Annotated in this window: 26 protein-coding genes, 1 tRNA gene and 3 pseudogenes; 18 read left to right on the plus strand and 12 right to left on the minus strand. The window is 67.2% G+C overall.

Annotated features, from left to right (window positions below):
* Positions 1-37: 37 nt before the first annotated feature.
* Positions 38-1,372: a fatty acid desaturase family protein gene (locus ACYVLQ_RS24540; RefSeq protein ID WP_460699869.1), complete on the plus strand. Its 1,335-nt coding sequence runs from the start codon at positions 38-40 to the stop codon at positions 1,370-1,372.
* Here the strand turns inward: ACYVLQ_RS24540 and ACYVLQ_RS24545 are convergent.
* On the minus strand, positions 1,314-1,823 hold the full coding sequence (locus ACYVLQ_RS24545; protein WP_460699870.1) for a DUF5994 family protein: 510 nt from the start codon (positions 1,821-1,823) through the stop codon (positions 1,314-1,316). The genes ACYVLQ_RS24540 and ACYVLQ_RS24545 overlap by 59 nt on opposite strands.
* 259 nt (positions 1,824-2,082) lie before the next feature.
* On the opposite strand from ACYVLQ_RS24545, the gene ACYVLQ_RS24550 reads away from it, so the two are divergent.
* The gene (locus ACYVLQ_RS24550) at positions 2,083-3,090 is read left to right on the plus strand and encodes a glycosyltransferase (RefSeq protein WP_460699871.1); all 1,008 of its coding nucleotides are present in this window, start codon (positions 2,083-2,085) and stop codon (positions 3,088-3,090) included.
* A gap of 139 nt (positions 3,091-3,229) precedes the next feature.
* Here ACYVLQ_RS24550 and ACYVLQ_RS24555 read toward each other — a convergent pair whose 3' ends face one another.
* On the minus strand, positions 3,230-3,376 hold the full coding sequence (locus ACYVLQ_RS24555) for a DUF6307 family protein (protein WP_460699872.1): 147 nt from the start codon (positions 3,374-3,376) through the stop codon (positions 3,230-3,232).
* A gap of 267 nt (positions 3,377-3,643) precedes the next feature.
* Between ACYVLQ_RS24555 and ACYVLQ_RS24560 the strand changes: the two genes are divergently transcribed.
* The 6 genes and pseudogenes from ACYVLQ_RS24560 (at position 3,644) to ACYVLQ_RS24585 (ending at position 7,336) form a co-directional block, all read left to right on the plus strand.
* Positions 3,644-4,141 (plus strand): DUF5994 family protein, encoded by a 498-nt coding sequence (locus ACYVLQ_RS24560; protein WP_460699873.1) that lies wholly within the window; start codon positions 3,644-3,646, stop codon positions 4,139-4,141.
* Between the two features lie 136 nt (positions 4,142-4,277).
* Positions 4,278-4,355 (plus strand): annotated as a pseudogene (locus tag ACYVLQ_RS24565) (hypothetical protein); the annotation flags it as partial.
* 116 nt (positions 4,356-4,471) lie between these two features.
* Positions 4,472-4,633 (plus strand): hypothetical protein, encoded by a 162-nt coding sequence (locus ACYVLQ_RS24570; RefSeq protein ID WP_460699874.1) that lies wholly within the window; start codon positions 4,472-4,474, stop codon positions 4,631-4,633.
* A gap of 408 nt (positions 4,634-5,041) precedes the next feature.
* Positions 5,042-6,272, plus strand: a pseudogene (locus ACYVLQ_RS24575) (fatty acid desaturase family protein).
* A gap of 100 nt (positions 6,273-6,372) precedes the next feature.
* Positions 6,373-6,888 (plus strand): DUF5994 family protein, encoded by a 516-nt coding sequence (locus tag ACYVLQ_RS24580; RefSeq protein ID WP_460699875.1) that lies wholly within the window; start codon positions 6,373-6,375, stop codon positions 6,886-6,888.
* A gap of 133 nt (positions 6,889-7,021) precedes the next feature.
* A complete protein-coding gene (locus tag ACYVLQ_RS24585) occupies positions 7,022-7,336 on the plus strand; it encodes a hypothetical protein (protein WP_460699876.1) in 315 nt (104 codons plus the stop codon).
* 108 nt (positions 7,337-7,444) lie between these two features.
* Here the strand turns inward: ACYVLQ_RS24585 and ACYVLQ_RS24590 are convergent, their stop codons facing one another.
* Together ACYVLQ_RS24590 and ACYVLQ_RS24595 are read right to left on the minus strand one after the other, a co-directional pair.
* Positions 7,445-7,813, minus strand: a complete 369-nt coding sequence (locus tag ACYVLQ_RS24590; RefSeq protein ID WP_460699877.1) for a hypothetical protein — start codon at positions 7,811-7,813, stop codon at positions 7,445-7,447.
* Between the two features lie 226 nt (positions 7,814-8,039).
* Positions 8,040-8,585 (minus strand): histidine kinase, encoded by a 546-nt coding sequence (locus tag ACYVLQ_RS24595; protein WP_460699878.1) that lies wholly within the window; start codon positions 8,583-8,585, stop codon positions 8,040-8,042.
* Positions 8,586-9,047: 462 nt separating this feature from the next.
* Between ACYVLQ_RS24595 and ACYVLQ_RS24600 the strand changes: the two genes are divergently transcribed.
* Positions 9,048-9,118, plus strand: a tRNA-Gly gene (locus tag ACYVLQ_RS24600).
* Positions 9,119-9,304: 186 nt separating this feature from the next.
* Here the strand turns inward: ACYVLQ_RS24600 and ACYVLQ_RS24605 are convergent.
* Positions 9,305-9,622, minus strand: a complete 318-nt coding sequence (locus ACYVLQ_RS24605) for a DUF1048 domain-containing protein (RefSeq protein WP_460699955.1) — start codon at positions 9,620-9,622, stop codon at positions 9,305-9,307.
* Positions 9,623-9,629: 7 nt separating this feature from the next.
* Positions 9,630-9,986 (minus strand): DUF1048 domain-containing protein, encoded by a 357-nt coding sequence (locus ACYVLQ_RS24610; protein WP_460699879.1) that lies wholly within the window; start codon positions 9,984-9,986, stop codon positions 9,630-9,632.
* A 182-nt stretch (positions 9,987-10,168) separates the two neighbouring features.
* On the opposite strand from ACYVLQ_RS24610, the pseudogene ACYVLQ_RS24615 reads away from it, so the two are divergent.
* A pseudogene (locus tag ACYVLQ_RS24615) lies at positions 10,169-10,503 on the plus strand (ATP-binding cassette domain-containing protein); the annotation flags it as partial.
* Positions 10,504-10,672: 169 nt separating this feature from the next.
* Here the strand turns inward: ACYVLQ_RS24615 and ACYVLQ_RS24620 are convergent.
* On the minus strand, positions 10,673-11,140 hold the full coding sequence (locus ACYVLQ_RS24620; RefSeq protein WP_460699880.1) for a hypothetical protein: 468 nt from the start codon (positions 11,138-11,140) through the stop codon (positions 10,673-10,675).
* 93 nt (positions 11,141-11,233) lie between these two features.
* Here ACYVLQ_RS24620 and ACYVLQ_RS24625 point away from each other — a divergent pair, with 93 nt between their 5' ends.
* Positions 11,234-11,761: a VOC family protein gene (locus tag ACYVLQ_RS24625; RefSeq protein WP_460699881.1), complete on the plus strand. Its 528-nt coding sequence runs from the start codon at positions 11,234-11,236 to the stop codon at positions 11,759-11,761.
* Positions 11,762-11,799: 38 nt separating this feature from the next.
* On the plus strand, positions 11,800-12,609 hold the full coding sequence (locus ACYVLQ_RS24630) for a MerR family transcriptional regulator (RefSeq protein ID WP_460699882.1): 810 nt from the start codon (positions 11,800-11,802) through the stop codon (positions 12,607-12,609).
* A gap of 51 nt (positions 12,610-12,660) precedes the next feature.
* On the opposite strand, the gene ACYVLQ_RS24635 is transcribed toward ACYVLQ_RS24630, so the two are convergent.
* The 4 genes from ACYVLQ_RS24635 to ACYVLQ_RS24650 form a co-directional block, all read right to left on the minus strand.
* Positions 12,661-12,843, minus strand: a complete 183-nt coding sequence (locus tag ACYVLQ_RS24635) for a hypothetical protein (protein ID WP_460699883.1) — start codon at positions 12,841-12,843, stop codon at positions 12,661-12,663.
* Positions 12,844-13,021: 178 nt separating this feature from the next.
* Entirely contained in the window at positions 13,022-13,351 is a 330-nt protein-coding gene (locus tag ACYVLQ_RS24640; RefSeq protein WP_460699884.1) for a hypothetical protein, read from the minus strand.
* A gap of 112 nt (positions 13,352-13,463) precedes the next feature.
* Positions 13,464-13,760 carry a hypothetical protein gene (locus ACYVLQ_RS24645; protein WP_460699885.1) on the minus strand — a complete coding sequence of 99 codons (297 nt, stop codon included), beginning with the start codon at positions 13,758-13,760 and terminating at the stop codon, positions 13,464-13,466.
* Positions 13,747-13,971, minus strand: a complete 225-nt coding sequence (locus ACYVLQ_RS24650; RefSeq protein WP_460699886.1) for a hypothetical protein — start codon at positions 13,969-13,971, stop codon at positions 13,747-13,749. Before ACYVLQ_RS24650 ends, ACYVLQ_RS24645 begins: the two co-directional genes overlap by 14 nt.
* A gap of 98 nt (positions 13,972-14,069) precedes the next feature.
* Between ACYVLQ_RS24650 and ACYVLQ_RS24655 the strand changes: the two genes are divergently transcribed.
* The 4 genes from ACYVLQ_RS24655 to ACYVLQ_RS24670 all read left to right on the plus strand — a co-directional run bounded on the left by ACYVLQ_RS24655 (position 14,070) and on the right by ACYVLQ_RS24670 (position 17,845).
* Positions 14,070-14,855 carry an alpha/beta fold hydrolase gene (locus tag ACYVLQ_RS24655; protein WP_460699887.1) on the plus strand — a complete coding sequence of 262 codons (786 nt, stop codon included), beginning with the start codon at positions 14,070-14,072 and terminating at the stop codon, positions 14,853-14,855.
* A gap of 26 nt (positions 14,856-14,881) precedes the next feature.
* Positions 14,882-15,625, plus strand: a complete 744-nt coding sequence (locus ACYVLQ_RS24660) for a crotonase/enoyl-CoA hydratase family protein (RefSeq protein WP_460699888.1) — start codon at positions 14,882-14,884, stop codon at positions 15,623-15,625.
* A gap of 170 nt (positions 15,626-15,795) precedes the next feature.
* Complete coding sequence (locus tag ACYVLQ_RS24665; RefSeq protein ID WP_460699889.1) at positions 15,796-16,902, plus strand: DUF4185 domain-containing protein; 1,107 nt, start codon at positions 15,796-15,798, stop codon at positions 16,900-16,902.
* Between the two features lie 232 nt (positions 16,903-17,134).
* Positions 17,135-17,845, plus strand: coding sequence for a class I SAM-dependent methyltransferase (locus ACYVLQ_RS24670; RefSeq protein ID WP_460699890.1), 711 nt, complete (start codon positions 17,135-17,137; stop codon positions 17,843-17,845).
* A gap of 56 nt (positions 17,846-17,901) precedes the next feature.
* On the opposite strand, the gene ACYVLQ_RS24675 is transcribed toward ACYVLQ_RS24670, so the two are convergent.
* Entirely contained in the window at positions 17,902-18,504 is a 603-nt protein-coding gene (locus tag ACYVLQ_RS24675; RefSeq protein ID WP_460699891.1) for an alpha/beta hydrolase family protein, read from the minus strand.
* Between the two features lie 302 nt (positions 18,505-18,806).
* Here ACYVLQ_RS24675 and ACYVLQ_RS24680 point away from each other — a divergent pair, with 302 nt between their 5' ends.
* Together ACYVLQ_RS24680 and ACYVLQ_RS24685 are read left to right on the plus strand one after the other, a co-directional pair.
* Positions 18,807-20,642 carry an acyl-CoA dehydrogenase gene (locus tag ACYVLQ_RS24680; RefSeq protein WP_460699892.1) on the plus strand — a complete coding sequence of 612 codons (1,836 nt, stop codon included), beginning with the start codon at positions 18,807-18,809 and terminating at the stop codon, positions 20,640-20,642.
* 203 nt (positions 20,643-20,845) lie between these two features.
* Positions 20,846-21,928 carry a DUF4185 domain-containing protein gene (locus ACYVLQ_RS24685; protein ID WP_460699893.1) on the plus strand — a complete coding sequence of 361 codons (1,083 nt, stop codon included), beginning with the start codon at positions 20,846-20,848 and terminating at the stop codon, positions 21,926-21,928.
* Positions 21,929-22,065: the final 137 nt, after the last annotated feature.

Raw genomic sequence — 22,065 nt, forward strand, 5'->3', positions numbered from 1 at the left:
GCCAGGTACGACACCCGGCAATACGAGGGTATGAACTATGGCAATCACCGAAGTCGGCAGCTACGCACACCTGACCCCCGCCGATGTCGAGGCGCTGGGACGCGAACTCGATGTCGTCCGACGCGACATCGAGGAGCGGCGCGGCAGCCGGGACGCGGCATACATCCGCCGCACGATCACCTTTCAGCGAGCGCTGGACGCGGCCTCCCGGCTCACCATCGCGCTCGGCCGGGGCAAGGCCGGCTGGCTGGTCGGTGCCGCCGGGCTGGCGGTGGCCAAGAGCGTCGAGAACATGGAACTCGGCCACAATATCGGCCACGGCCAATGGGATTGGATGAACGATCCCGAGATCCATTCCGGCACTTGGGAATGGGATATGGCCGGGCTGTCGGCGCAATGGCGCTACTCCCACAACTTCCGTCACCACGTGTACACGAACGTGCTCGGCATGGACGACGACATCGGCTTCGGTGTCATGCGTGTGACCCGGGACCAGCCGTGGCGGCCTCGACTGCTGCTACAACCGCTCCAAAATCTGTTCCTGGCAGCGACATTCGAATGGGGCATCGCCCTGCACGATCTGTACTCCGAACGCGACCGCGCCGCCACGCCCGCGCGGAAGGCCGCGCAGACCAAGTTGTTCGCCACCAAGATCGGTAGGCAGGTCGGCAAGGACTATCTGTTGTTTCCGCTGCTGAGCGGGCGGCGGTGGCGCCGCACGCTGGCCGCGAACGCGGCTGCCAACACCGCCCGCAATTTCTGGGCCTATCTCGTGATCTTCTGCGGCCACTTCCCCGACGGCGCAGAGAAATTCACGCCCGACGTCGTCGAGGAGGAGTCGCGAGCCGAGTGGTATCTCCGGCAGATGCTGGGCACCGCCAACTTCGACGCCGGTCCGGCGCTGGCATTCCTCAGTGGGAACCTGTGCTACCAGATCGAACATCATCTCTTCCCCGACCTGCCCAGCAACCGCTATGCAGAGATCGCGCAACGGGTGCGGGCACTGTGCGACAAATATGATCTGCCCTACACCACCGGTCCGCTGCTGCGGCAATACCTGCTGACCCTGCGCACTATTCACAAACTCGCACTGCCCGACGCTTTCCTTACCGCGACCAGCGACGACGCGCCCGAGACAGCGTCGGAACGGAAGTTCGCCGGCGACCCGCTCCGCGCCGTCGACGACGCCGATGGATCGACCGGTCGGCGCGGCCTGGTGTCGGCGCTGCGCGGGGCGCGGAGTCGAAGGATCCGGCCGTTCGGCGGTTGGGGCGGGAGCGCCGGAGATCGACGCCGCGGACCGGCGGCTCGTGCTAGCGGCCGGAGCCGCCCTCGGACTCCCATCGTTGTTCTGCGCCACCGGTTTCGGTGATGTCGAGCGTAAGCGCGCCCAGCAGGTCGACGACTGTCGCGGTATTGCCGGAATCGGCGGCGGCCGACATGACGGCGCCCGCCGCCTCGGCGGCCGTACCCGGCGGAACGACCAGCAATGTGAGCGGGGTGCCGTCGAGGGGAAGCACCTCGACGGTGCCGGTCGGCCTGTGCCGGTACCCGTCGAGGTTGATGCGCCGGTCTCCGATGGCGGCTTTGCCCGGCGCGGCAATCCATTCGTCGAGGTGGTAGATCACCCGCTGGATCGGGCCGAGACGGGTGGCGAGTGCGGGGAGCAACTCGGTGAGTTCGGTCGCCAAGTCCTCGCCGCGCGGCCACCATGCGCCGTCGACCGGTGCGGAATGCCGCTGCCCGGGCGCGATCCGCAGTCGCGGCCGATCGATGGGCGCCTTGTATCGATCCGTTCCGGTGCGGGTTGTTTGCAACATCATCGGAGCGCTCCTTTCCAGGACGGGAGCCGCAGGTCGTTGCCTACAATGTAAGACTACACCGTAGATACCGGACGTTATGGGCGTCTATGCGGCCTGGCGCGAACAGTCAGTCGAGTGACACCGGCGGCACAATGTGCGCCGGCCGAACGAAGAAGGGTGGACGTGTGACAATTCGATCCGACAGACCTCCGGGCGCATCGCTCGGATCCGACGGCCGTCGACCACGGTCGTCGCGCGACGACCGTGGGTCGGTGAGTGCATGAGTACAACCACCATTTCCTATGCGCATGTGATCCGACTCAGCGACGAGTGCGGAATCTTCGAACATGCCAGGCTCACCGAGCCGCGCATCGAGAACGGTTACTGCGTCGACGATGTCGCGCGCGCTTTGGTCGTCGCGGTCCGCGAAACCGAACCTCCGTCGGACCTGCACTCGCTCATCGGGGTGTACCTGGATTTCGTGCTCGCCGCGCTCACGCCTGATGGGCACTGCCACAACCGGCGCGGTCTCGACCGAAGCTGGCAGGACGAGCCCAGCCTCGACGATCACTGGGGCCGCGCGGTATGGGCCCTCGGGAGCGTCGTCGCGCGCAGGCCCGACCTGGCGCCCACCGTGCTGCCGCACTTCACGATCGCCGGGGGACAGCGCGCCCGCTCGTCCCGTGCCATGGCTTTCGCCGCGCTGGGTGCCGCGGAGGTGCTGCGGGAGTATCCGGAGAATCATTGCGCCCGTGACCTTTTGGCGGCTGCCGTGGAGACAATCGGTGCTCCCACGCGCAGGCTGGATTGGCGGTGGCCGGAGCCGCGACTGCAATACGCCAATGCCGTGTTGGCCGAGGCGTTGCTCGTAGCCGGTGCGCTTCCCGGAAAAGGGCGCACCCAGGCCGACGGATTGGCCATGCTGCGTTGGCTGCTCGAGGTCGAGACGGCCGGTGATCACCTGTCCGTCACGCCGATCGACGGGTGGACGACCGGGGAATCGCGTCCCGGGTTCGATCAGCAGCCGATCGAGGTCGCGGCGCTGGCCGATGCCTGCGCCCGTGCCTACGACGCCACCGGCGAGCGGCGGTGGAAGGATGCTGTCATGCTGTGCGAAGCCTGGTTCCGCGGCGTTAACGACGTCGCCACCGCGCTGCTCGACACCGACAGCAGCGGTTGCTCCGACGGGCTGGAACCCACCGGCAGCAACGAGAACCAGGGCGCCGAAGCGACACTCGCCCTGATCTCCACCCAACAGCAGGCGCGTCGCCTCGCGCGGGAAACGTAGGCATGAAACAGGATTGCCGCAGCGCACCCGTGCGAGCGGCTACGGCATCCGGCGCCGTCGGAGCTGGTTACCGGCTCGAGAGTCGAGCGGTCCCGCCGAAGGCCCGCGATTGCGCGTGCAGTCGCGGGCGATCGCCCGGTCAGCGAATCTTTTCGGGGATCGTATCGAGGGAGTGCAGCACGTGGACCGCGAGCGCGGTCGCGGCGGTATCGTCGAGTTCCGAGTACTTCCGCACCACGTCTCGGACACGAGCCACTCGGCGCTCGTAGGGCGTTTTCGTCGCCATTGTTCGTTCCTTCTGGTAGCGGGTCTTCTGGCCTCGGCTCCTCGCCATGGCCGACGCTGTCCTCGCGACAGGCGGTGGGCGGGAATGTCCGCCGGCCCCCGTCAGCATAACTGGCCTCGACGACGTACGTCTACAGCGTAGAGTTACATCGTTGGAAACGTTTCGTCCGCAGCGCCGATCGACCGTCGGCGCGATGCTTCGGACGACCATCGGACCCAGGTCCGAACCCCATGGCGGACCGCAATGGCCGCGACAGGAGTGTCGACCATGACACCACAACAGCACGTGACAAACGCCGGTCGGCAGGCGTCGTCGCCGTCTCGCAGGCTGCGGCTCGAGCTCGATGTCGCCGGCACGGCGAATATCGGCGGAGTCTGGTGGCCGCACAGCCGTGATCTGGTCGCGGAGCTGACGAGTCTGCTTTCGGCACTGCGGACCGGCCTCGGGCCGATCCGTCGGGTGAGCTACCACCTCGACGAATGGTCGACCGCGCCCGGGGAATTGGACAGCGCCGGGCGGCGGGTCCGCCTCGACGGCTCCCGGCATCGGCCCGCGCGCACGCTCGATGTGATCGGAGACGATATCGGCGCGATCCTGACTCTTCGAATCATCACCCCGGTCGCCGATGCGGATATGACTGCCGTACAGCAGCGCTGGGGTTCCGAACGCGGCGAGGGCGCCGACGCCGCCGCGTGGCTCCGGGCCCGGCATCGGGCGGCGCGGCGGGAGCCGCAGGCCGGAAGCGCGGATCACGTCTCGAGGTAGGCGGGTGGGCGGGGTTCGGGACCATTGCGCAGCGCCGCGCGAGGTTCGCTAGCAGCAACAGGATAGCCATGACGGCACCACCACAGAGCCCGAACCCCGCCGCCCCCGCTCCGTCGACGGTGCATCGTGGCCGCACAGCAATGACCTCGTCGCCGAACTCCCCGATCTGCTCGCGGTGCTCACCGCCCGGAATGGGGCCCGATCCATCGCGTGATCTACCACCTCGACGCCTGGGCCCTGGCACCCAGCAAAGCCTCCCTCGCGGGCCGGCGGGTATGCCTGGACGGATAACCGGCACCGACCGGCTGCTACGACTCCGCTGACGCCGCCATGACGGCCGCAGCAGACCCCCGCAACACCGCGACCGTCGCGGCCCTGCTCGCCATCACCGCACCACACCGCGACGACGAGGCGGAAACCGTTAGCGCGGAACAACGGTGGGAATCCGACGGCGGCGCCGCAACCCGAGTGAACCCCACCGCCCGCGCCTGAGGGCCCTGCGGACCGACCCGCCGGATGACACAATAGACCTGCCGGACAGCTCGGCATCAGGGAGGAGGTCCTGCCGTCCCGCCCGACGTCGCGGAACGGTCGCCGGCGTCGCCAACCCGGTGATCGCCGCTGTCCGGAGCGTTCCGGCAGTCAAGGGCAGCCCCGCCGTGGATGCGGGGCAGGAAACATTCGTTTCCTGTACGCGGCCATACCCTAATCGTGTCGAAACAGCTTGGTGCACAACAGAATTCAACGGTGCGATGATCTCGCTCGGTGCTGTGCCTCGATGAAAAGGTCCGGGCTTCACTCGCACTCTGCGGCACACAGGGATCCTCGTGAGCCGATCCGGCCGACGCGATGCCGATATGGCGGGGCCGCCATCGACATTCGAGAGGACAGGGAGCGGTTATGGCTGTACTCGCCGAAACCAATGACGGACCACTGGTCCTCAGCCCGCGAGAAGTCGAGGAGATCGGCCGGCAGCTCGACGAGCTGCGCGAGCGGATCACCGCCGATCTGGGCCAGTGCGACCGCGACTACATCTATTCGGTCATCAAGGCGCAACGCGGTGTCGAGGTCGCCGGGCGCGGCCTGAAGTATCTGGTCTTCCTGCCGCCGTACTGGCTGGCCGGGGTCGCCGCGCTGAGTGTGTGTCCAAGATTCTGGACAGTATGGAGATCGGTCATAACGTCCTGCACGGCCAGTGGGATTGGATGCGTGAGCCGGGCCTGAATTCCCGTGTGTTCGAGTGGGATCTGGTGTGCCCGGCCGATCAGTGGCAGCGCTCGCACAACTACCTGCACCACACCTTCACCAATATCCACGGCCGCGATCGCGACATCGGGTACGGGATCCTGCGTATTGATGAATCCCAGCGGTGGAATCCGTACTACCTGGGTAACCCGGTGTACGCGTTCATGCTGATGCTGACGGTCGAATGGGGTCTGCTGCTGCACGACCTGGAGGCGGAGAACGTCATCCAGGGCAAACGCAAATGGGCTGACATCAAACGGCTTCTCCCCGGCCAGTGACGCAAGCGAGCAGGCAGGTGCTGAAGGACTACGTGGTGTTCCCGCTGCTGAGTGGACCCTTGTTCGCGACGACCCTGGCGGGGAACGCCACGGCCGACATCGTCCGCAATATCTGGGCGTTCTCGATCATCTTCTGCGGCCACTTCCCGTCCGGCGTGCAGACATTCACCGAGGAAGAGACGGCGAACGAGACGCGCGGGCAATGGTATGTGCGCCAGATGCTCGGCTCGGCCAACATCACCGGCGGCGGGCTGTTCCACATCCTGTCGGGCAACCTGTCGCATCGGATCGAGCATCATCTATTCCCGGACCTGCTGGCCAACCGCTACGCGGAGATCGCCCCCGAGGTACGCGCGCTGTGCGAGAAATACGGGCTGCCCTACACCACCGGCCCACTGCTGAGCCAGTACCTGTTGACGCTGCGCACCATCCACAAGCTGGCCCTGCCGGACGGTTTCCTCACCGCCACTGCCGACGACGCCCCCGAAACCGCCGCGGAACGAAAGTTCCACGCCGACAACACCATCGCAGACAGCCACACCGACCGCTCGACAGGCCGCCGAGGCCTGCGCTCCGCGCTCCGCGCGATGGCCGCCCTACGTGTATGATCAATATATCGGCAACATATCGAATACAATCGTTCTCGAGCTGTATCGACGCCGATTCGCAGAATTCCGGCCGATTCGTGGCCGAGACAGGAGCGTCGACATGACGCAACACACAACCCACACCGGGACCCTCGCTCACGGCCCACCCGCCATGCGCACACCGCGCCTGCGCCTGAAATCCAACACGGCGAAGACCGGCTACGTCGACGGGGCCTGGTGGCCCTACACCGACGACCTCACCACCGAGCTGCCACTACTGCTGGCCGCCGCGGCGATCCGGTTCGGCCCCGTGCAGCGGGTCGCCTACCATCTCCCCGAATGGGCCGCGGCGCCCGGCGAACTCGTCCTCCGCGGGCAGACCGTGCGACTCGACGGGCACCGATACGGCACCGCGCACACCGTCGAGATGCTCGACACCGCCGACCGGCGACTGGTGCTGCTGGTGATCCCGCCCTACACCGACGCGCACCACGCATTCACCGCGATCATGTCCGCGTCCGCCACCGACGACGCGTCCACCGTCGACGACCTCCTGGCGATCAGGCCGTCGGCACGCCGGGCCCGCGTGAATAGAGCCGCCGCACACCAGCGCTGGAATGCCGCGCCGGCCCTGTAGTCCGCACCGGCATGATCCCCCGGCCATCGCGGCGGGAGTAACGATCGACGGCCTGGGTACGCGATCGGTAACCGGCAATGGATGGCCGGGAGGCGAGAACGATTTCACCCCAGCAACGTTCAGGAGTGCCCCAATGAGCATCATCATCGGTCTGACCGCTGTGGGCGCCGCCGTCATCCTCGGCATCGTTGGTGTGCTGACCGACGGGCCGTTCCTGTTCGGCATCGTCGTCGGCGCGGTCGGTGCAGCCGGATCGGTGCTGCTGTCGACCATCGTGCGGCGCTTCGCAGGCTCGGGTAACGCTGCCGCCCGCGATCGGAACTGGCAGTCGCTCGACGACTCCCCATTGAGCCGCGATCGCGTGGAGCACGCCGGCGGTTCGCGGCACATCCGTACCCACCCGAGCTGGCGGGACCGGCTGGAGCTGCCCCGCCGTCGCCGCCCCTGATATTTCGCCGCAAATACGCAGCACCCCCAACGCATCTACCCCGTGCCGTGTCCCGAGTTCGACGGCGTGGGTCGGCCCTGATCCCATGCTGCGCAGTCGGTCGGGGCGTCAGGTGATCACGACCGCCTCGAGGGCCGAGACCAGCAGGGGCTCGCGGTGTCGCCGGCGCGGCTCGGTCACCGCTCTCGGCCGCGGATCGACACCTGCGCCTATTGAACGGTCCGGCCCGGCGGGAGTAGTGCCGTGGTGCCTGCTCGATTCTGGTGTGGGAGTGGTGATGTCGTCGGCGAAACTGTGCCAGTCCACCCGGTCGGCGAACTCGTCGTAGTAGAGCCACGCACCCACCCGCGCCTTTTTGCCCCTGATGTCCCGGATCGATACCCAGCTCTCGTCGCAGTCGGCGTGGCGGCCGAGGTCGACGGTGAATGGATGCTTGTGCCCGTCGGCGTCGATCTGCCAGACCTCGCCACCCTCCACAGTCGCACTCTCGGCGCGGCGACCGGCCGACGGCTGTTGGCACGTGACCAGCAGGCGGCAGGATATGTCCGGTGGGCAGCGATAACTGCCGGTGATCCGGACGACGTAGGGAGTGACCAATCGTAGCTGTGGATCTATAGCGACCATCGGATCCGCAACGCCTCCATCGAGAGGGTCTTGGGACACTGAGCCTCCTCACGCGGCTACAGTTGCGCGGCAATCGCTTTCAGTCCAGCATGTCGCGACCGACGGACGCAGGAACATAGGGGATCCTCGGCCGGTACGTGGCCGCGCACACCACTGTCACTCCGCCGGTCGTGATCGGTGCACCGAATACCATCCACACCGCTGAGGTCGGAGATCGAGTTACGGACCTCCTGGATGACCCCGTGCAACTCGTCGATGATGTGCGAAATCCGTTGTTGCGCACCGGGGTGCAGGCCAGGGTGCCGCGCAGCGAGAGTCCGATTGCGAACAACTGGTGCATCACGAGATCGTGAAGATCGCGGGCGATGCGCGAACGGCCGGAGAGCACACCGAGCAGCCCAAGCCGCCGTTGCTCGGCCGACAGCTGCATCGCCAGTGCGACTTGGCCGGTGAAAGCCGTTGTCTGCTCCAGGATCTCACAGGAATAGGCGCCGGTTTCCGCCGAGCGCGCCGCGACCAGCACTCCCAGCGCGGCGTCGGGCGTTCGCAGCGGCACGAGGACTGCCGGTCCGGGTTCGGTGGCCACGCCATCGAGACCGAGGGCGGTGGTGTCGCCGACCCGCACCGCGGTGCCGTCGGCGAATACCTCACCGATCGGCCGTGGTGTCGAGTGGGCGAGCTTCGATCTGCGAGAGCGTGGGACCGCTCGAATGTGCGACGCGCAGGCCGCCCGGCCCGGTACGAGCGATCAGCGACAACCGTGAGCCGGACAGGTGCCTACTCGGTCGGCCACATGGTTATGAACGGCGCACCGCCGGTCTTCTCCGTCGGATACAGGCTGCCGTACACGTGCGATCGAACCCGCACGGGTTCATGGCCTGATTTTGGGAAAAGTTTGGGAAAATGGTCGTTCCGAGCCGGGCTGAAGTGTGCCGAACCGGGCTGAATGGGCTCGTCCGCTCGAGCGGCGGCGGCGACCGGCCAACCCAACCGTGACTCGAAACACCAGCTCAGGCCCTGTTGAGCAGGGATGTTGCGATGTCCGACGGCGGATCTGCTATCGTCTCTCCAGCGCCCCGGGGCGTCGGCCGGTGTAGTTTAGTGGTAGAACATCAGCTTCCCAAGCTGAGAGTGCGGGTTCGATTCCCGTCACCGGCTCTTTTTTGATTCATCTGGCCAGCGGCTTTCGCTTCGAGCCGAACCGTATGTCTGGCAACGGCATTCGAGTGCTGGCGTTCGAGTTCGAGTCGAACGGTGTGGTCCGACCTGGACTCGGATCCGCGATGTCGATCGCCGGCGGCGGCCTGACCGGTCGGTGGAATGATCCAGTACTGAGGTGCGGGACTACTTGCTCTCCTCACCGGTCTCGCTGGCCGACTCTTGGTAGACCTCCGCGTAGGTTGGGGAGTCCTTGATCAGGTCGTCGCGGAAGGCGGCGACGTCGCTGCCGATGAGTTCGATGACGCCTTTGCCGGATGCGGCGCCCTCCTCGAAGAATTCGAGGATTCCCGAGAGCAGGGTGCCGTCTGTGAGTCCGACCGGGCCGACCTTGAAGTAGTACTTCTGGGTCTCCTCGTAGACGATCCGATAGTCGGGTGGGAGCGCCTTGACCCGCGCCATGTGGGCCCGCCACGCCTTCTTTCCTTCGATGATGTCGCGAATGCCCCCGCTATTCTCCCAGCCGGTTCAGTTTTCTCGCCACATTCTGGTTCAGCTGATCGCGCCACTTGTCGCGGAAGCTCTTGGCCCCTTCCTCACCGGCGAGTGCCGCGCAGAAGCCCTCGATGTCGTCGCCCACCGCCTCGCGGACGCTCTGACCATCCGCGGCCGTTTCTTCGGGGAGTCCGAGAGCCCCGTCGAGAATCGGCATCAGGTTGCGGCCCGTGAAATCGCCATAGGCGAAGAGATTTGCCTGGATCTGTTCCCAGGCCGCTCGATACTCGGCCGGTAGGGCCTCGGCTCTAGCTTCGAAGGCCTTGTACTCCCTGGTGAGATCGTTCCCGGTGATCGTCTCCCAAAAGTTCATTTCCGCTTCCTCGCGCTTGCAGATGCGTGATGAGCCGTGCACTATTTAGCGACGCTGACTACTGGTATACAGTAACACAGAGTAGATGGCCCGGCCATCCGGTCGCGCCAGGGTCGGGGGCGACTCCACGCAGGAGGTAAGTAACCGTGACAACACAGCAAGCCGCCATTCATGTGCGGGGCCTGGAGAAGTCGTACAAGGATCTGCGCGTGCTGCGCGGCGTGGACTTCGAGGTGGCGCGGGGCAATTCGCCGCCGTCGACGAAATCCTCAGCGGGCGTGAGAATCTCGTGCTCGTCGCCCACCTGCGGCGCCTGCGGGACCCGCATCGGATCGCGGACGGCCTGCTCGAACGCTTCTCGCTGAGCGAGGCGGCCACGCGGCGGGTATCGACGTATTCCGGGAGCATGCGCCGCCGCCTCGATATCGCCATGAGCCTCATCGGGAATCCGCCGGTCATCTTCCTGGACGAGTCGACGACCGGTCTCGATCCCCAGGCGCGCATCGAGGTGCGGCAGCTCTGTTTACGCTGGCGCTGACCTGGCTCGCCGTCATCCCTGCTTGCACGGCAGCCGGTCGGCGGCGATATCTGGATTGCACCGGCCTGGTGCGTCGGCATTCTCGTCGTCGCCTACCTGTGTGCCATGCGGACCTACCGTCACAAGATCGTTTGACGGGCTGCTCTGATCAGTCGCACTCGGACCGATCGGTAATGCCCGCTTCGATGCGGTTGCCGCTGCTGAGCTCGAGCTTCAGGCATACGGACGGCCCGTTGTCCGGAACGGTGATGATCCCCTGTCCGTCACCGCGGTCCTGAGTGACGGAATAGTGGTACACCGTTTCGCCGAAGCCGGGCGGGCCGACGCTGTCGATCCCGGCTCCGCGCGCCGTGACTCGCCCTTCTCCGTACCACAGGGCGGCGATTTCCAGCTGGTCCGCAACAGCGGTATAGACTCCGCTCGGGTCGGAGTCGCGGGGGAGTCCACGGTCGCTGAGCTTCCCGGAGGCGTTGGCACCGATGTCGCGTAGCTCGCTCTCGGTCAGGATCTTCTCGTCCCACAGCCAGACCCCGCCACCGATGAACAATGCGAGCAGGAGTGTGACGGCGACCCCTCGCGGGTGTCGCCGCAACAGCGTGAACAGCTTCTCGTACATGAAATCCCTTTGGTCGGTTCGATCAAGCTAGCCGAGCCGGACCACCCGCGCATGACCTCCGTTCCCGGGGCCAGCCCTTGACCCTCACGTCGCGTGAGGCTCGACGATGACCGCATGGCCGACACCTACTCAGCCTTCGAGATCAGCCCCGTGCCCGTTCCCGGGCCGGACGCCGTGCCGCCCGAGCCCTACCGTGGCATCTACGGGATGCCGATGTTCGTCACGGTGCCGACTCCCGAATTCGCTGTGTCCGTTGACTTCTGGAGCCGCGGCTTGGGCTTCATCGAGCTGTTCTCGGCGCCCGGTCAGGTGACGCACCTGCGGCGGTGGGCGTTCCAGGACGTGCTGCTGGTGCCGGGCGAGCGTCCGGCCGCGGCACCGGTCATGAGTGTGAGCTTCTCCTGCGTGCTGAGCCAGATCGAGCAGATCGCCGCCGCATGCGAGGAATTGCGGCCCGGCAGCACGGCCGGACCGCGGACGATGCCGTGGGGTTCGGTGGAGCTGGAGATCACCACGCCGGAGCACGTGCACGTGATCATGACGGCCGCACAGCCCTACGACCCCGACGGTCCGCAAGCCGACTATCTCGACTCCGTCGGAATCCCGGCGCCCGGCCGATGACCGGTGCCGTCGAGTCCGGGGCTGCCAGACTGGACGGTGTGACCCGAGAGTTCGATGAGCCCGAGGCGGGGCGCACCGTGGGCGCGGTCGCGTCACACCTCGGCATCACCGTGCGGGCCCTGCACCATTGGGATGAGATCGGGCTGGTCCGGCCGTCCGGGCGCACCCGCTCCGGCTACCGGCTCTACACCGCGGCGGATCTGGCCCGAATCCATCGGGTGCTGATCTACCGCGAGTTGGCGGTGCCGCTCAACGAGATCGGGAACCTGCTGGACGCTCCGGCCGCCGATGCGCTGGCCTCGCTCCGCAATCAGCGCGATCGACTGCGCGAACGCGTGGCCCGGCTGCACCGGATGGGCGACGCGCTCGACCGCATGATCGAGGCCCGCACATCCGGCATACTGCTGTCGGACGAGGAGCAGGTCGAGATCTTCGGCCGCGACTGGCAACCCTCGTGGCCCCAAGAGGCGCAAGAGCTTTGGGGCGATACCGCCGAGTGGGCGCAGTACGCGGAACGCGCGGCGAGCCGGACCGCCGAGGACTGGAAGCAGATCTCCGCGGATGTCGAAACCCTCAACACCGATCTGGCCGCGGCCTGTCGCGCCGGGGTGGCGCCCGGATCCGAGGAGGCCGACGCGCTGGCGGAGCGGCACCGCGCATCGATGGGCGCCTACTTCGACTGCACCCACTCGATGCAGGTCTGCCTCGGGCGCAGGTTCGTCGCCGATCGGGGGTTCGCCGCCGCGTACGACGACTTCGAGCCCGGCCTGGCGGCCTGGCTCCGCGACATCATCGACGCCAATGCCCGCGCCCACGGCGTCGACCCGGAATCGGCGACATGGAACTGAGCGATCGATAGGTGTCGGGCGAGCGGGCAGCAACCCCTGCCGAGCCCGGACTCACCCGGCCCGCAGCGGCGGAATGATCCAGAAGTCGCTGTCGGATATCGGGGGCATCGGCCGGGTGTCCTCGAACGGGTCCACCCGGAGCAGGGCGATGAACTGGTCAACGGTATAGCCAGCCGCGAGTATGTCCGACAGTAGTTGTTCCGCGGCCGTCTTCTGATCGAGCAGTTTGGGCATCAGCGCTCCCCCTGGAGACTTCACCGAACAGATGCGATAGCGGGCCGCGGGGGCAATCGCGGCCCGCCCTGCAAGGTGTCTCGCGAGGAGACGGCCCAAGCCTAGCGAGTGTCCAGCTAACTCCGCGCCTTTTTCGGCTGGAAATATCGGACACATTCGGCGGGCCGGGCGAAGGGGCTCACTGCAGGCATTCCGAGACGATTTTCTTGGTGGCCTCGCGGGCCTTGTCGGCATCGCCCTGGTTCAGGCCCATGGCGGCCGGATCCGAGGTCTGCGCGTTGTTGCCGGGCTTGGTCATGATCTTCAGGCCGTCTTGCGAAATGCCCTCGTTGACATAGTGTTCGGCAGCGCAGTCGGCCATCTTGGTGTCCTTGAGGCCGCTGTCCTGCAGGGACTTGGACAGGTCCGCCTGGGTGATCTTCGACTCGTGTTCCGAGTGGTCCGATCCGCCGCATGCCGCCAGCAGCGGCAGCGCGACGAATGCGGCGGCAATCAGCGAAATCCTCAACGGTTCCTCGATTCTCGCAATGTGATGTGTCGGGGCGGCGGCACAACCGCCGTCGTGATCCTGCCGTATCGCGCGGTTCGGGAACAGTCGGCGCCTCGAATCGGCTGACGGCTCACAAATCCATCGCGGCGCGCAGTGCGGTATCGAGTCGCTCCAGGGTTTCGGCATCGACCTCGCCGATGCGTTCGGCGAGCCAGCCGCGGTAGATGCGGCCGAGGTTCCCGGCGTGCACCCAGCCGTGGTCGGGTACGGAGACGGCGAGAATGTCCAGCGGGTCCTCGTCGAGGAGTTCGGCCGCGATCAGCCAGGGGCGCGGGGACTCATTGATGCCGTCGCTGGAGATCAGGACGACAGTGCGACGGCGGGGCGAACCATGCGGGTTGTAGATCCACAGTTCACCCCTGCGCACGCATCGCCTCCTCGGCGGCGATCAGCTCGGACTCGTCGGCGGCCGCGAGTGCGGTCGGCTCCGGTGCGGGGACGCAACCGGTGCGCACCGCCTCGCGCCGGGCGGCGCGCGAGATCCACGCGGACGGGGACATTCCGGCACGGGCCGCCGCTTGCTCGGCGTACGACCAGGACGCCGCGTCCAGGGATAACGTCACCTTACGGGTAGCCATACCATTTATCGTACCCGCTACCGCACCCCTGTTGGCGTTGCGTCAATCGTTGCTACTGTGGGCGGCGGTCTCACCGGTACGCGGGGAAGTCGAGGAGCATGCTGAACCACCACCGAACCGGTACGGGCGAACCATTGGTCCTGGTCCACGGCGTCGGCAGCCGCTGGGAGGTGTGGGAGCCGGTCATCGAAGCCCTCGCGGAATCGTTCGAGGTGGTCGCCGTCGATCTGCCGGGCTTCGGCGCCTCCGAACCGCTGGAGAGCACCACAGTCGACACACTGACCGACGCGCTCGCCGCATTCCTCGACGAGCAGGGCTTGGAGCAACCCCATCTGGCGGGCAATTCCATGGGCGGGCTGATCGTGCTGAATCTGGGCGCCCGCGGCCTGGCGCGCTCGGTCACCGCGTTCTCACCGATCGGATTCTGGTCCGTCGCCGGGCGGGTGTGGTGCCAGCAGGCACTCGGCCGCACCAAGAGCCTGGGTCGTCGGATGCGGTCCGCGATGCCGACGCTGCTCGGCACGGCCGCGGGGCGCACCGCTTTTCTGAGCCTGGTGTTCGGCAAGCCCTGGGCGGTCGGCACCCGGGTCGCGATCGACACCGCCGCCGGTGCCATCGACGCGCCCGGATTCGACGCCGCCCTGGCCTCTTTCACCGATGCGCGCCTGCAGGATGGCGGCCGCCTCGACCGCGTCCCGGTCACCGTCGCGTGGGGCAACCGGGACCTCCTGCTGACCTACGCCACCCAGAGCCGCCGGGCCCGCGCCTGGCTGCCCAACGCCCGCCACCTGACCCTCCCCGGCAGCGGCCACACCCCGTTCTACGACGACCCCGCCCGGTGCGCCCGAATCCTCCTCGACCAACTGGACACCGGACGGGGATGAGAGGCGAGAATGAGAGGCTTGCTGCGATGAGCAATGTTTCCCTCACCTTCGATCGTGATCGTGCGTACGTCGCCCTGGATCGTGCGGACAAGCACAATGGCCTGACCATCGAGATGCTCGGCGATCTGGTCGAGGTGGCTCGGGTGATCGGCGGGCGCGACGATATTCGCGCGGTGATCCTGGCGGGCAACGGGCCCAGTTTCTCCAGCGGCCTCGATATCGCCAAGGCGGTCGGCGATCCGCTGACCATCGTGCGCAACTTCGTGCCGATCCCGTGGCGCGGTACCAATACCTTCCAGGAGGCATGCTGGGCGTGGCGGCGACTGCCGCAGCCGGTGATCGCGGCCGTGCACGGGCATTGCTACGGCGGCGGACTGCAACTCGCGCTCGCCGCCGACATCCGGTTCGCCACGCCCGACGCGGACTTCTCGGTCATGGAGGCCAAGCACGGCCTGATCCCGGATATGACCGGCGCGGCCACCCTGTCGCGGCTGATCGGGGTCGACAAGGCGCTGTTGCTGACCATGACCGCCGACCCGGTCGACGCCGCCTACGCCGAGCGCATCGGCTTGGTCACCGAGGTGACCTTCGATCCGCGGGCGGCGGCGGAGAAGCTGGCCGACCGGATCGCGGCGCGCTCGCCGCACGCGGTGGCCAGCGCCAAGCGGCTGTTCGACCGCAGCTGGCAGGCGGGCGTGCGCCGCACCCTCGGCATCGAGCGCGCCACCCAGTTGCCGCTGCTGATACGTCAGGCACTGTCGAAGAAATAACAATTCAGCCCAGAAATAGTGCATTACCCCGAAACCTGGTGAGACAAACCGGTTCCATGTCGATTCGCTGCTAGCATTTGCTCGCTCGTGCCAGCCAGTCGATTTTCGAGTGCGGCGTCACAAGCTCCACCGGTGCGCCGTACCCGCTTGGATCCGGAGGGCTCACCGACTTGACCAGGACCGTTTCCATCCTGCTGTCTGCGATAGCGGGCGCCTCGGCCGTGCTGCTCACCGCCACCGCCCCCGCCGCCGCAAATCCGAATGCGATCAATCCCTTCCCGGTGCTCAACGGCACCAACGGCCTACCGCAATTACCGGGTCGCACCGATGCGGTATTCCAGGTGACCGGCCTGGCCAGTCCCAACCGGACCGAGAGCTACAACGTGCTCGGCACCGACCTGGGCATCATGTGGGACAACGGCTACGGCGAAATGCTTACGGCCTACGGCGACAGCGCCGGATTCGGCCTCCCGAACCTGCTCTCCGGCAGCACCTGGGCCTGGCGCAGCAATATCCTGTTGCGCAGCCACACCCAGAATCCGGTGAACGGCATCTTCTACGACAGCGTGGTGCGCGACGTCTTCGGCCAGGCCCGGGACCTGATCCCCAGCCCGAAGATCCCGTTCGTCGAGATCAGCCGCATTCCCACCGCGGGCATCTCCGTCAACGGCGTGCAGTACATGAGCCTGATGTCGGTGCGGAGCTGGGACGACGTCGGCGAGTGGACCACGAACTTCTCCGGCCTGGCCGCCTCCGCCGACAACGGCGAGACCTGGGCCGACCTGGGCCACACCCGGCGCCCCAACGAGGGCGGGAACTCGAAGTTCCAGATGAACGCCTTCGTGAAGGAGGGCGACTGGGTCTTCGAGTACGGCACGCCGTCGGGTCGCAAACAGGCCGCCTATGTGGCCCGGGTGCGCGCGAACGACATCCAGAACCTCGGCGAGTACGAGTACTGGGACGGCGGCCGCTGGGTCAAGGGCGATGTCAACGCGGCCGCGCCGATCGCGGGCGGCGTCGGCGAGTTGTCGGTGATGTGGAACGAGTACCTCGGGCAATACCTCATGCTGACCACGGATCCGTGGGATTCGGTGGTGATGCGGCGCGCGTCCTCCCCGGAGGGCCCGTGGACCGAGCCGGAGGTGCTGATCGACACCCGCGAGCTGCCCACGGCCTACGCCCCGTCGATCTTCCCGTATCAGACCGGTCGTGACCTGTACTTCCTCACCACGGTGCACAGTCAGTACAACGTGCTACTGATGCGCACCACGCTGTAGAGCGGATTTCGGTGTGGGCGGATGCTCACAGCGCGATCAGTCCGGCGTCGGTGGGGCGAAACCCCCAGGCGTCGGTTCGGGGTCGAAGTCGACATGGAACCAGGTGCATCCGGCCTGAGCGGCGGCCTCCGCGCAGCGCCGCACCAGTTCGGAGTCGGATGCTTCCGGATCGCGTACCGCCGTGCGATCCGGTCGGCGATGGCGCGTCCGGGGCGGCCCATACACTCGGTGCATGGACGCGGCCGACTGGGATGCGCGGTATGCGCAGAGTGAATTGGTGTGGGGCGCACCGCCGAACGGGACCGTGGTCGAGCACGTCTTCGGGCTGGAGCGGCGAACCCCGCTGCCGCCGGACGCACCCGGCGAGACGCCGCCCGCCCTGCCGCGGGCGCTGGATCTGGCCTGCGGGGAGGGGCGCAACGCGCTGTGGCTGGCCACGCACGGCTGGCAGGTGCGGGCCGTGGACTTCTCGCAGGTCGGCATCGATAAGGGGCGGACGGTCGCATCGCGGCTGTCGCGGTCGGTGCGCGGGCGGATCGCCTGGCAGTGCGCCGACGTCACCGATCTGGACGCGGCCGGGATCACCGGCCCGTTCGAGCTGATCCTGCTGACCTACCTGCACCTGCCCGAGCAGCAGCGCCGCGCCCTGGTCCGGCACGCCGCCGACCTGCTCTCACCCGGCGGCACCCTGCTGGTGCTCGGCCACGACGCCACCAACCTCACCGAGGGCCACGGCGGTCCGCGGGACCCCTCGATCCTGTTCACCCCGAACGACGTGATGGCCGACCTGACCGCCGTCGGCGACCACATCCGCATCCGCGTCGCCGACCGCGTACTACGGCCGACCGAGGCGGGCGACGCCGTCGACGCCCTGGTCGTCGCCGTCCGCACCGTCCCCGACCTCGAACAACAGGCCATCACCCCGGACGCGGCCGACGCCTGAGCCACCTCGCCTCCCCGGCAGGCCGGAATAAGTGAGGGAACGGAAACTGTCGCGGCTCAGTGCTTCTCGCTCCACCGGCGCAACCATGGCGCGACCGTCCCGGTGATCAGGTCGAAGCCGCTGCGGAACGAATGTGGTTGGTTGGGGATGACTTTCACCTCGGTCGCATCGGCGGCGGCCGGAATACCGAAGGGATCGCGGGCGCCGTTGACCACGACGACCTCGACCGGCCGCGCGGCCAACAGCTCGTCGCGTCGCGTCTGCTCCGGCTTCCCGGGTGGGTGCAGTGGGAACGACAGCGCCACAACGCCTTTCGCATCGGCATCGATCGCGGTGCGACACGCGACCCGGGCTCCGTTGCTGCGCCCGCCCTGGATCAGGGGGACCCCGCGCACCTTCTTGCGCAACGCGGCAACGATCTCCAGCCACGCGGCGTCCTGCACGCTCGTGGCGCCGGGAGCGCGCCGTCCGGCGGCCCGGTACGGCTGCACCACGCGGGCCACGGCGCCCCCGATTTCCACCGCGCAGTCGCGCACCGCGAGCAGGTCCTTCGCGTCCACCCCGCCGCCCGAGCCGTGCGTCAGCAGCAACAGGAACGCCGCTTTCCGCGGCTTGTCCAGCTCGATCTCCGCGGGTCCCGCACTCGTCTCGATGCGCACGCCCAACGGTAACCCGGAGACCGCCGTACATCGGGAATATGCGACGCTACCTGGCCCTGTTCCGTTCTCGGTGGACGTCGCCGAGCGGCGTTCGACGCCGGGGATCCGGGCGTGGCCAGCGCGAATCGCCGGGGCGGGACTGTTCATCGCGTCACATCCCCCGCTCAGTCCTTTGAAAGAGGCATTACCCGCCGGTAATATACAGGGTAAGTTACCCGCGAGTAGCAGGTTGACGGCTACCCGGCGGAGACAACGGGCGGGAACGGGACAACCGGACCGCACCAACCTCAATGGAGAGAAAAATGGGTCACTACAAGAGCAACGTCCGCGACCTGGAGTTCAACCTCTTCGAGGTCCTGGGCCTGGGTTCGATCCTGGAGAGCGGCGCATTCGGCGATCTGGACGCCGACACCGTCAAGGAGATGCTCAGCGAGGTTCGCCGCCTCGCCGAGGGCCCGCTCGCCGAGTCCTTCGCCGATGCCGACCGCAACCCGCCGGTCTTCGACCCGGAGACCCACAGCGTGGCGATCCCCGAGTCGTTCAAGAAGTCCTTCCGCGCTCTGCAGGAGGGCGGCTGGGAGAAGCTCGGCCTGCCCGAGGCGCTCGGCGGCCTCGGCGTCCCGCGCAGTGTGCACTGGGCCATCAGCGAGCTGATCCTCGGCGCCCAGCCCGCGGCGTACATGTACGCCGCCGGTCCCGGCTTCAACACCATCTTCTGGAACAACGGCACCGAAGAGCAGAAGAAGTGGGCCGAGATCGCGGTCGAGCGCGACTGGGGCGCCACCATGGTGCTGACCGAGCCGGATGCCGGTTCGGATGTCGGCGCGGGTCGCACCAAGGCGATCAAACAGGAAGACGGCACCTGGCACATCGAAGGTGTGAAGCGGTTCATCACCTCCGGCGACTCCGACGACCTGTTCGAGAACATCGTGCACCTGGTGCTGGCCCGCCCCGAGGGCGCCGGACCCGGTACCAAGGGCCTGTCGCTGTTCTTCGTGCCGAAGTTCCACTTCGACCACGAGACCGGCGAACTGGGCGAGCGCAACGGCGTGTTCGTCACCGGGGTGGAGCACAAGATGGGCCTCAAGGTGTCCGCGACCTGTGAGGTCACCTTCGGCGGCAACGGCATCCCGGCCAAGGGTTGGCTGGTCGGCGAGGTGCACAACGGCATCGCGCAGATGTTCGAAGTGATCGAGAACGCCCGAATGATGGTGGGCACGAAGGCCATCGCCACGCTGTCGACGGGCTACCTGAACGCGCTGGACTACGCCAAGCAGCGCGTGCAGGGCGCGGACCTGACCAAGATGACCGACAAGTCCGCCCCGCGCGTCACCATCACCCACCACCCCGACGTGCGCCGCAGCCTGGCCACCCAGAAGGCCTACGCCGAGGGTCTGCGCGCGGTCTACCTGTACACCGCGGCGCATCAGGATGCCGTTGTGGCCGAGCAGGTCTCGGGCGCGGACGCCGACTTGGCCGCGCGGGTCAACGACCTGCTGCTGCCGATCGTCAAGGGCGTCGGCTCGGAGCGGGCCTACCAGTACCTGACCGAGTCGCTGCAGACGCTGGGCGGTTCGGGCTTCCTGCAGGACTACCCGATCGAGCAGTACATCCGCGACGCCAAGATCGACAGCCTCTACGAGGGCACCACGGCCATCCAGGCGCAGGACTTCTTCTTCCGCAAGATCGCCCGCGACCGCGGTGTGGCGCTGGCGCACGTGGCCGGGCAGATCCAGAAGTTTATCGACAGCGAGGCGGGCAACGGCCGCCTCAAGGCCGAGCGCAAGCTGCTGGCCACCGCGCTCGAGGATGTGCAGGGCATGGCCGCCACCCTCACCGGGCACCTGATGGGAGCCCAGGAGAACCCCAGCGAGCTGTACAAGGTCGGCCTGGGCTCGGTGCGGTTCCTGCTCTCGGTCGGCGACCTGCTCATCGGCTGGCAGCTGCTGCGCCAGGCCGAGATCGCGATCAAGGCGCTGGACAACGGCGCCACCGGCTCCGATGAGGCGTTCTACCACGGCAAGATCGGCGTGGCGCAGTTCTTCGCCCGCAACATCCTGCCCGAGCTGACCGCCACCCGCGCGGTGCTGTCCAACCTGGACAACGACATCATGGAGCTGGACGAGGCGGCCTTCTGACCGCCCCGGCACGCGCGAGCTGACCGGCTACCAACGACAAGGCCCCGCAACCGGATTCGCCCCGGTTGCGGGGCCTTGTTGCCGTAACGAACCACACCCGTGACAGCGATGTGATGAATGTTGTCCGACGCATACTCCACATCGATGGCCCGAAACGGGCACAATACCCACGGCGTGACCTGATGACGGAAGGGAACGGGAGCATGAATCGTCTGTCCGCACTTGCCGGAGCATGCGCGGCGGTTGCGTTGCTGGCCCTGTCGGCCTCGCCTGCCGGGGCCGATCCCAACAACATCAACCCGATTCCGGGCCTCAACGGCGTCAACGGCCTGCCGCGACTGCACGGCGCGACCCAGGCCGTCTATCAGATGACCGGCATGGCCTCGCCGAACAACACCCAGAACAACAACGTGCTCGGCGCGGATCTCGGCATCATGTGGGACGACGGACGCGGACAGATGCTCACCGCCTACGGCGACACCGCCGGACTGGGCATGCCGAACCTGTTGGCGGGCAGCATGTGGGCCTGGCGGTCCAATGTGTTGTTCCGCAGCGCGGCCGACGCGAGCCCGGCCCAGGGCATCCACTACACGAGCTTCGTCGACAACCCGCTGCCCAGCCCGAAGATTCCGGGCATCGAGATCAGCTTCATCCCGACCGCCGGCATCTCCGTGGGCGGCGTGCAGTACATGAACATGATGTCGGTGCGCGAGTGGGGCGCCAACGGGCACTGGGACACCAACTTCTCCACCATGGCCGTCTCCGGCGACGGCGGTCAGACGTGGGCCCAGCTGCCCAACACCCGCCGCGCCGACGAGGGCGGCGACCACAACTTCCAGCAGGCGGCGTATCTGAAGGCCGAGGGCTACGTCTACCGGTACGGCACCCCGGCCGGGCGCGAGAACGACGGGTTCGTCTCCCGCGTCAAGGAAGCCGATATCGCCAATATGGACGCCTACGAATATTGGGACGGCGGCGCCTGGAAGCCGAAGGACGTGAACGCGGCCAAGCCGATCGTCGGCGACGTCGGCGAGCTGTCGGTGATGTGGAACCAGCACCTCGGGCAGTACGTCATGCTGACCACCGACCGGGCCAACTCCGTGGTGATGCGCACCGCGCCGTCGCCGGAGGGCCCGTGGACCCCGCCGCGCGTCCTCATCGACACCCGCGAACTCCCCGCCGCTTACGCGCCGATGATCTACCCGTACCAGACGGGCAGTGACCTGTACTTCCTCGTCACCCAGCACACCCAGTACAACGTGGTGCTGATGCGCACCCCGCTGTAACCAGCGCGCCCCTGTCACTTCCGGGACGCTTTTGGCCGGATCCCGGCCAAAAGCATGCCGGGATGACGGGGTTGTCGGTGGCCATGCCGCGACGGGTGTCGGTGGCCATGCCGCGACGGGTGTTGGTGGCCAGCGAG

This window comes from Nocardia thraciensis, from assembly GCF_054782435.1.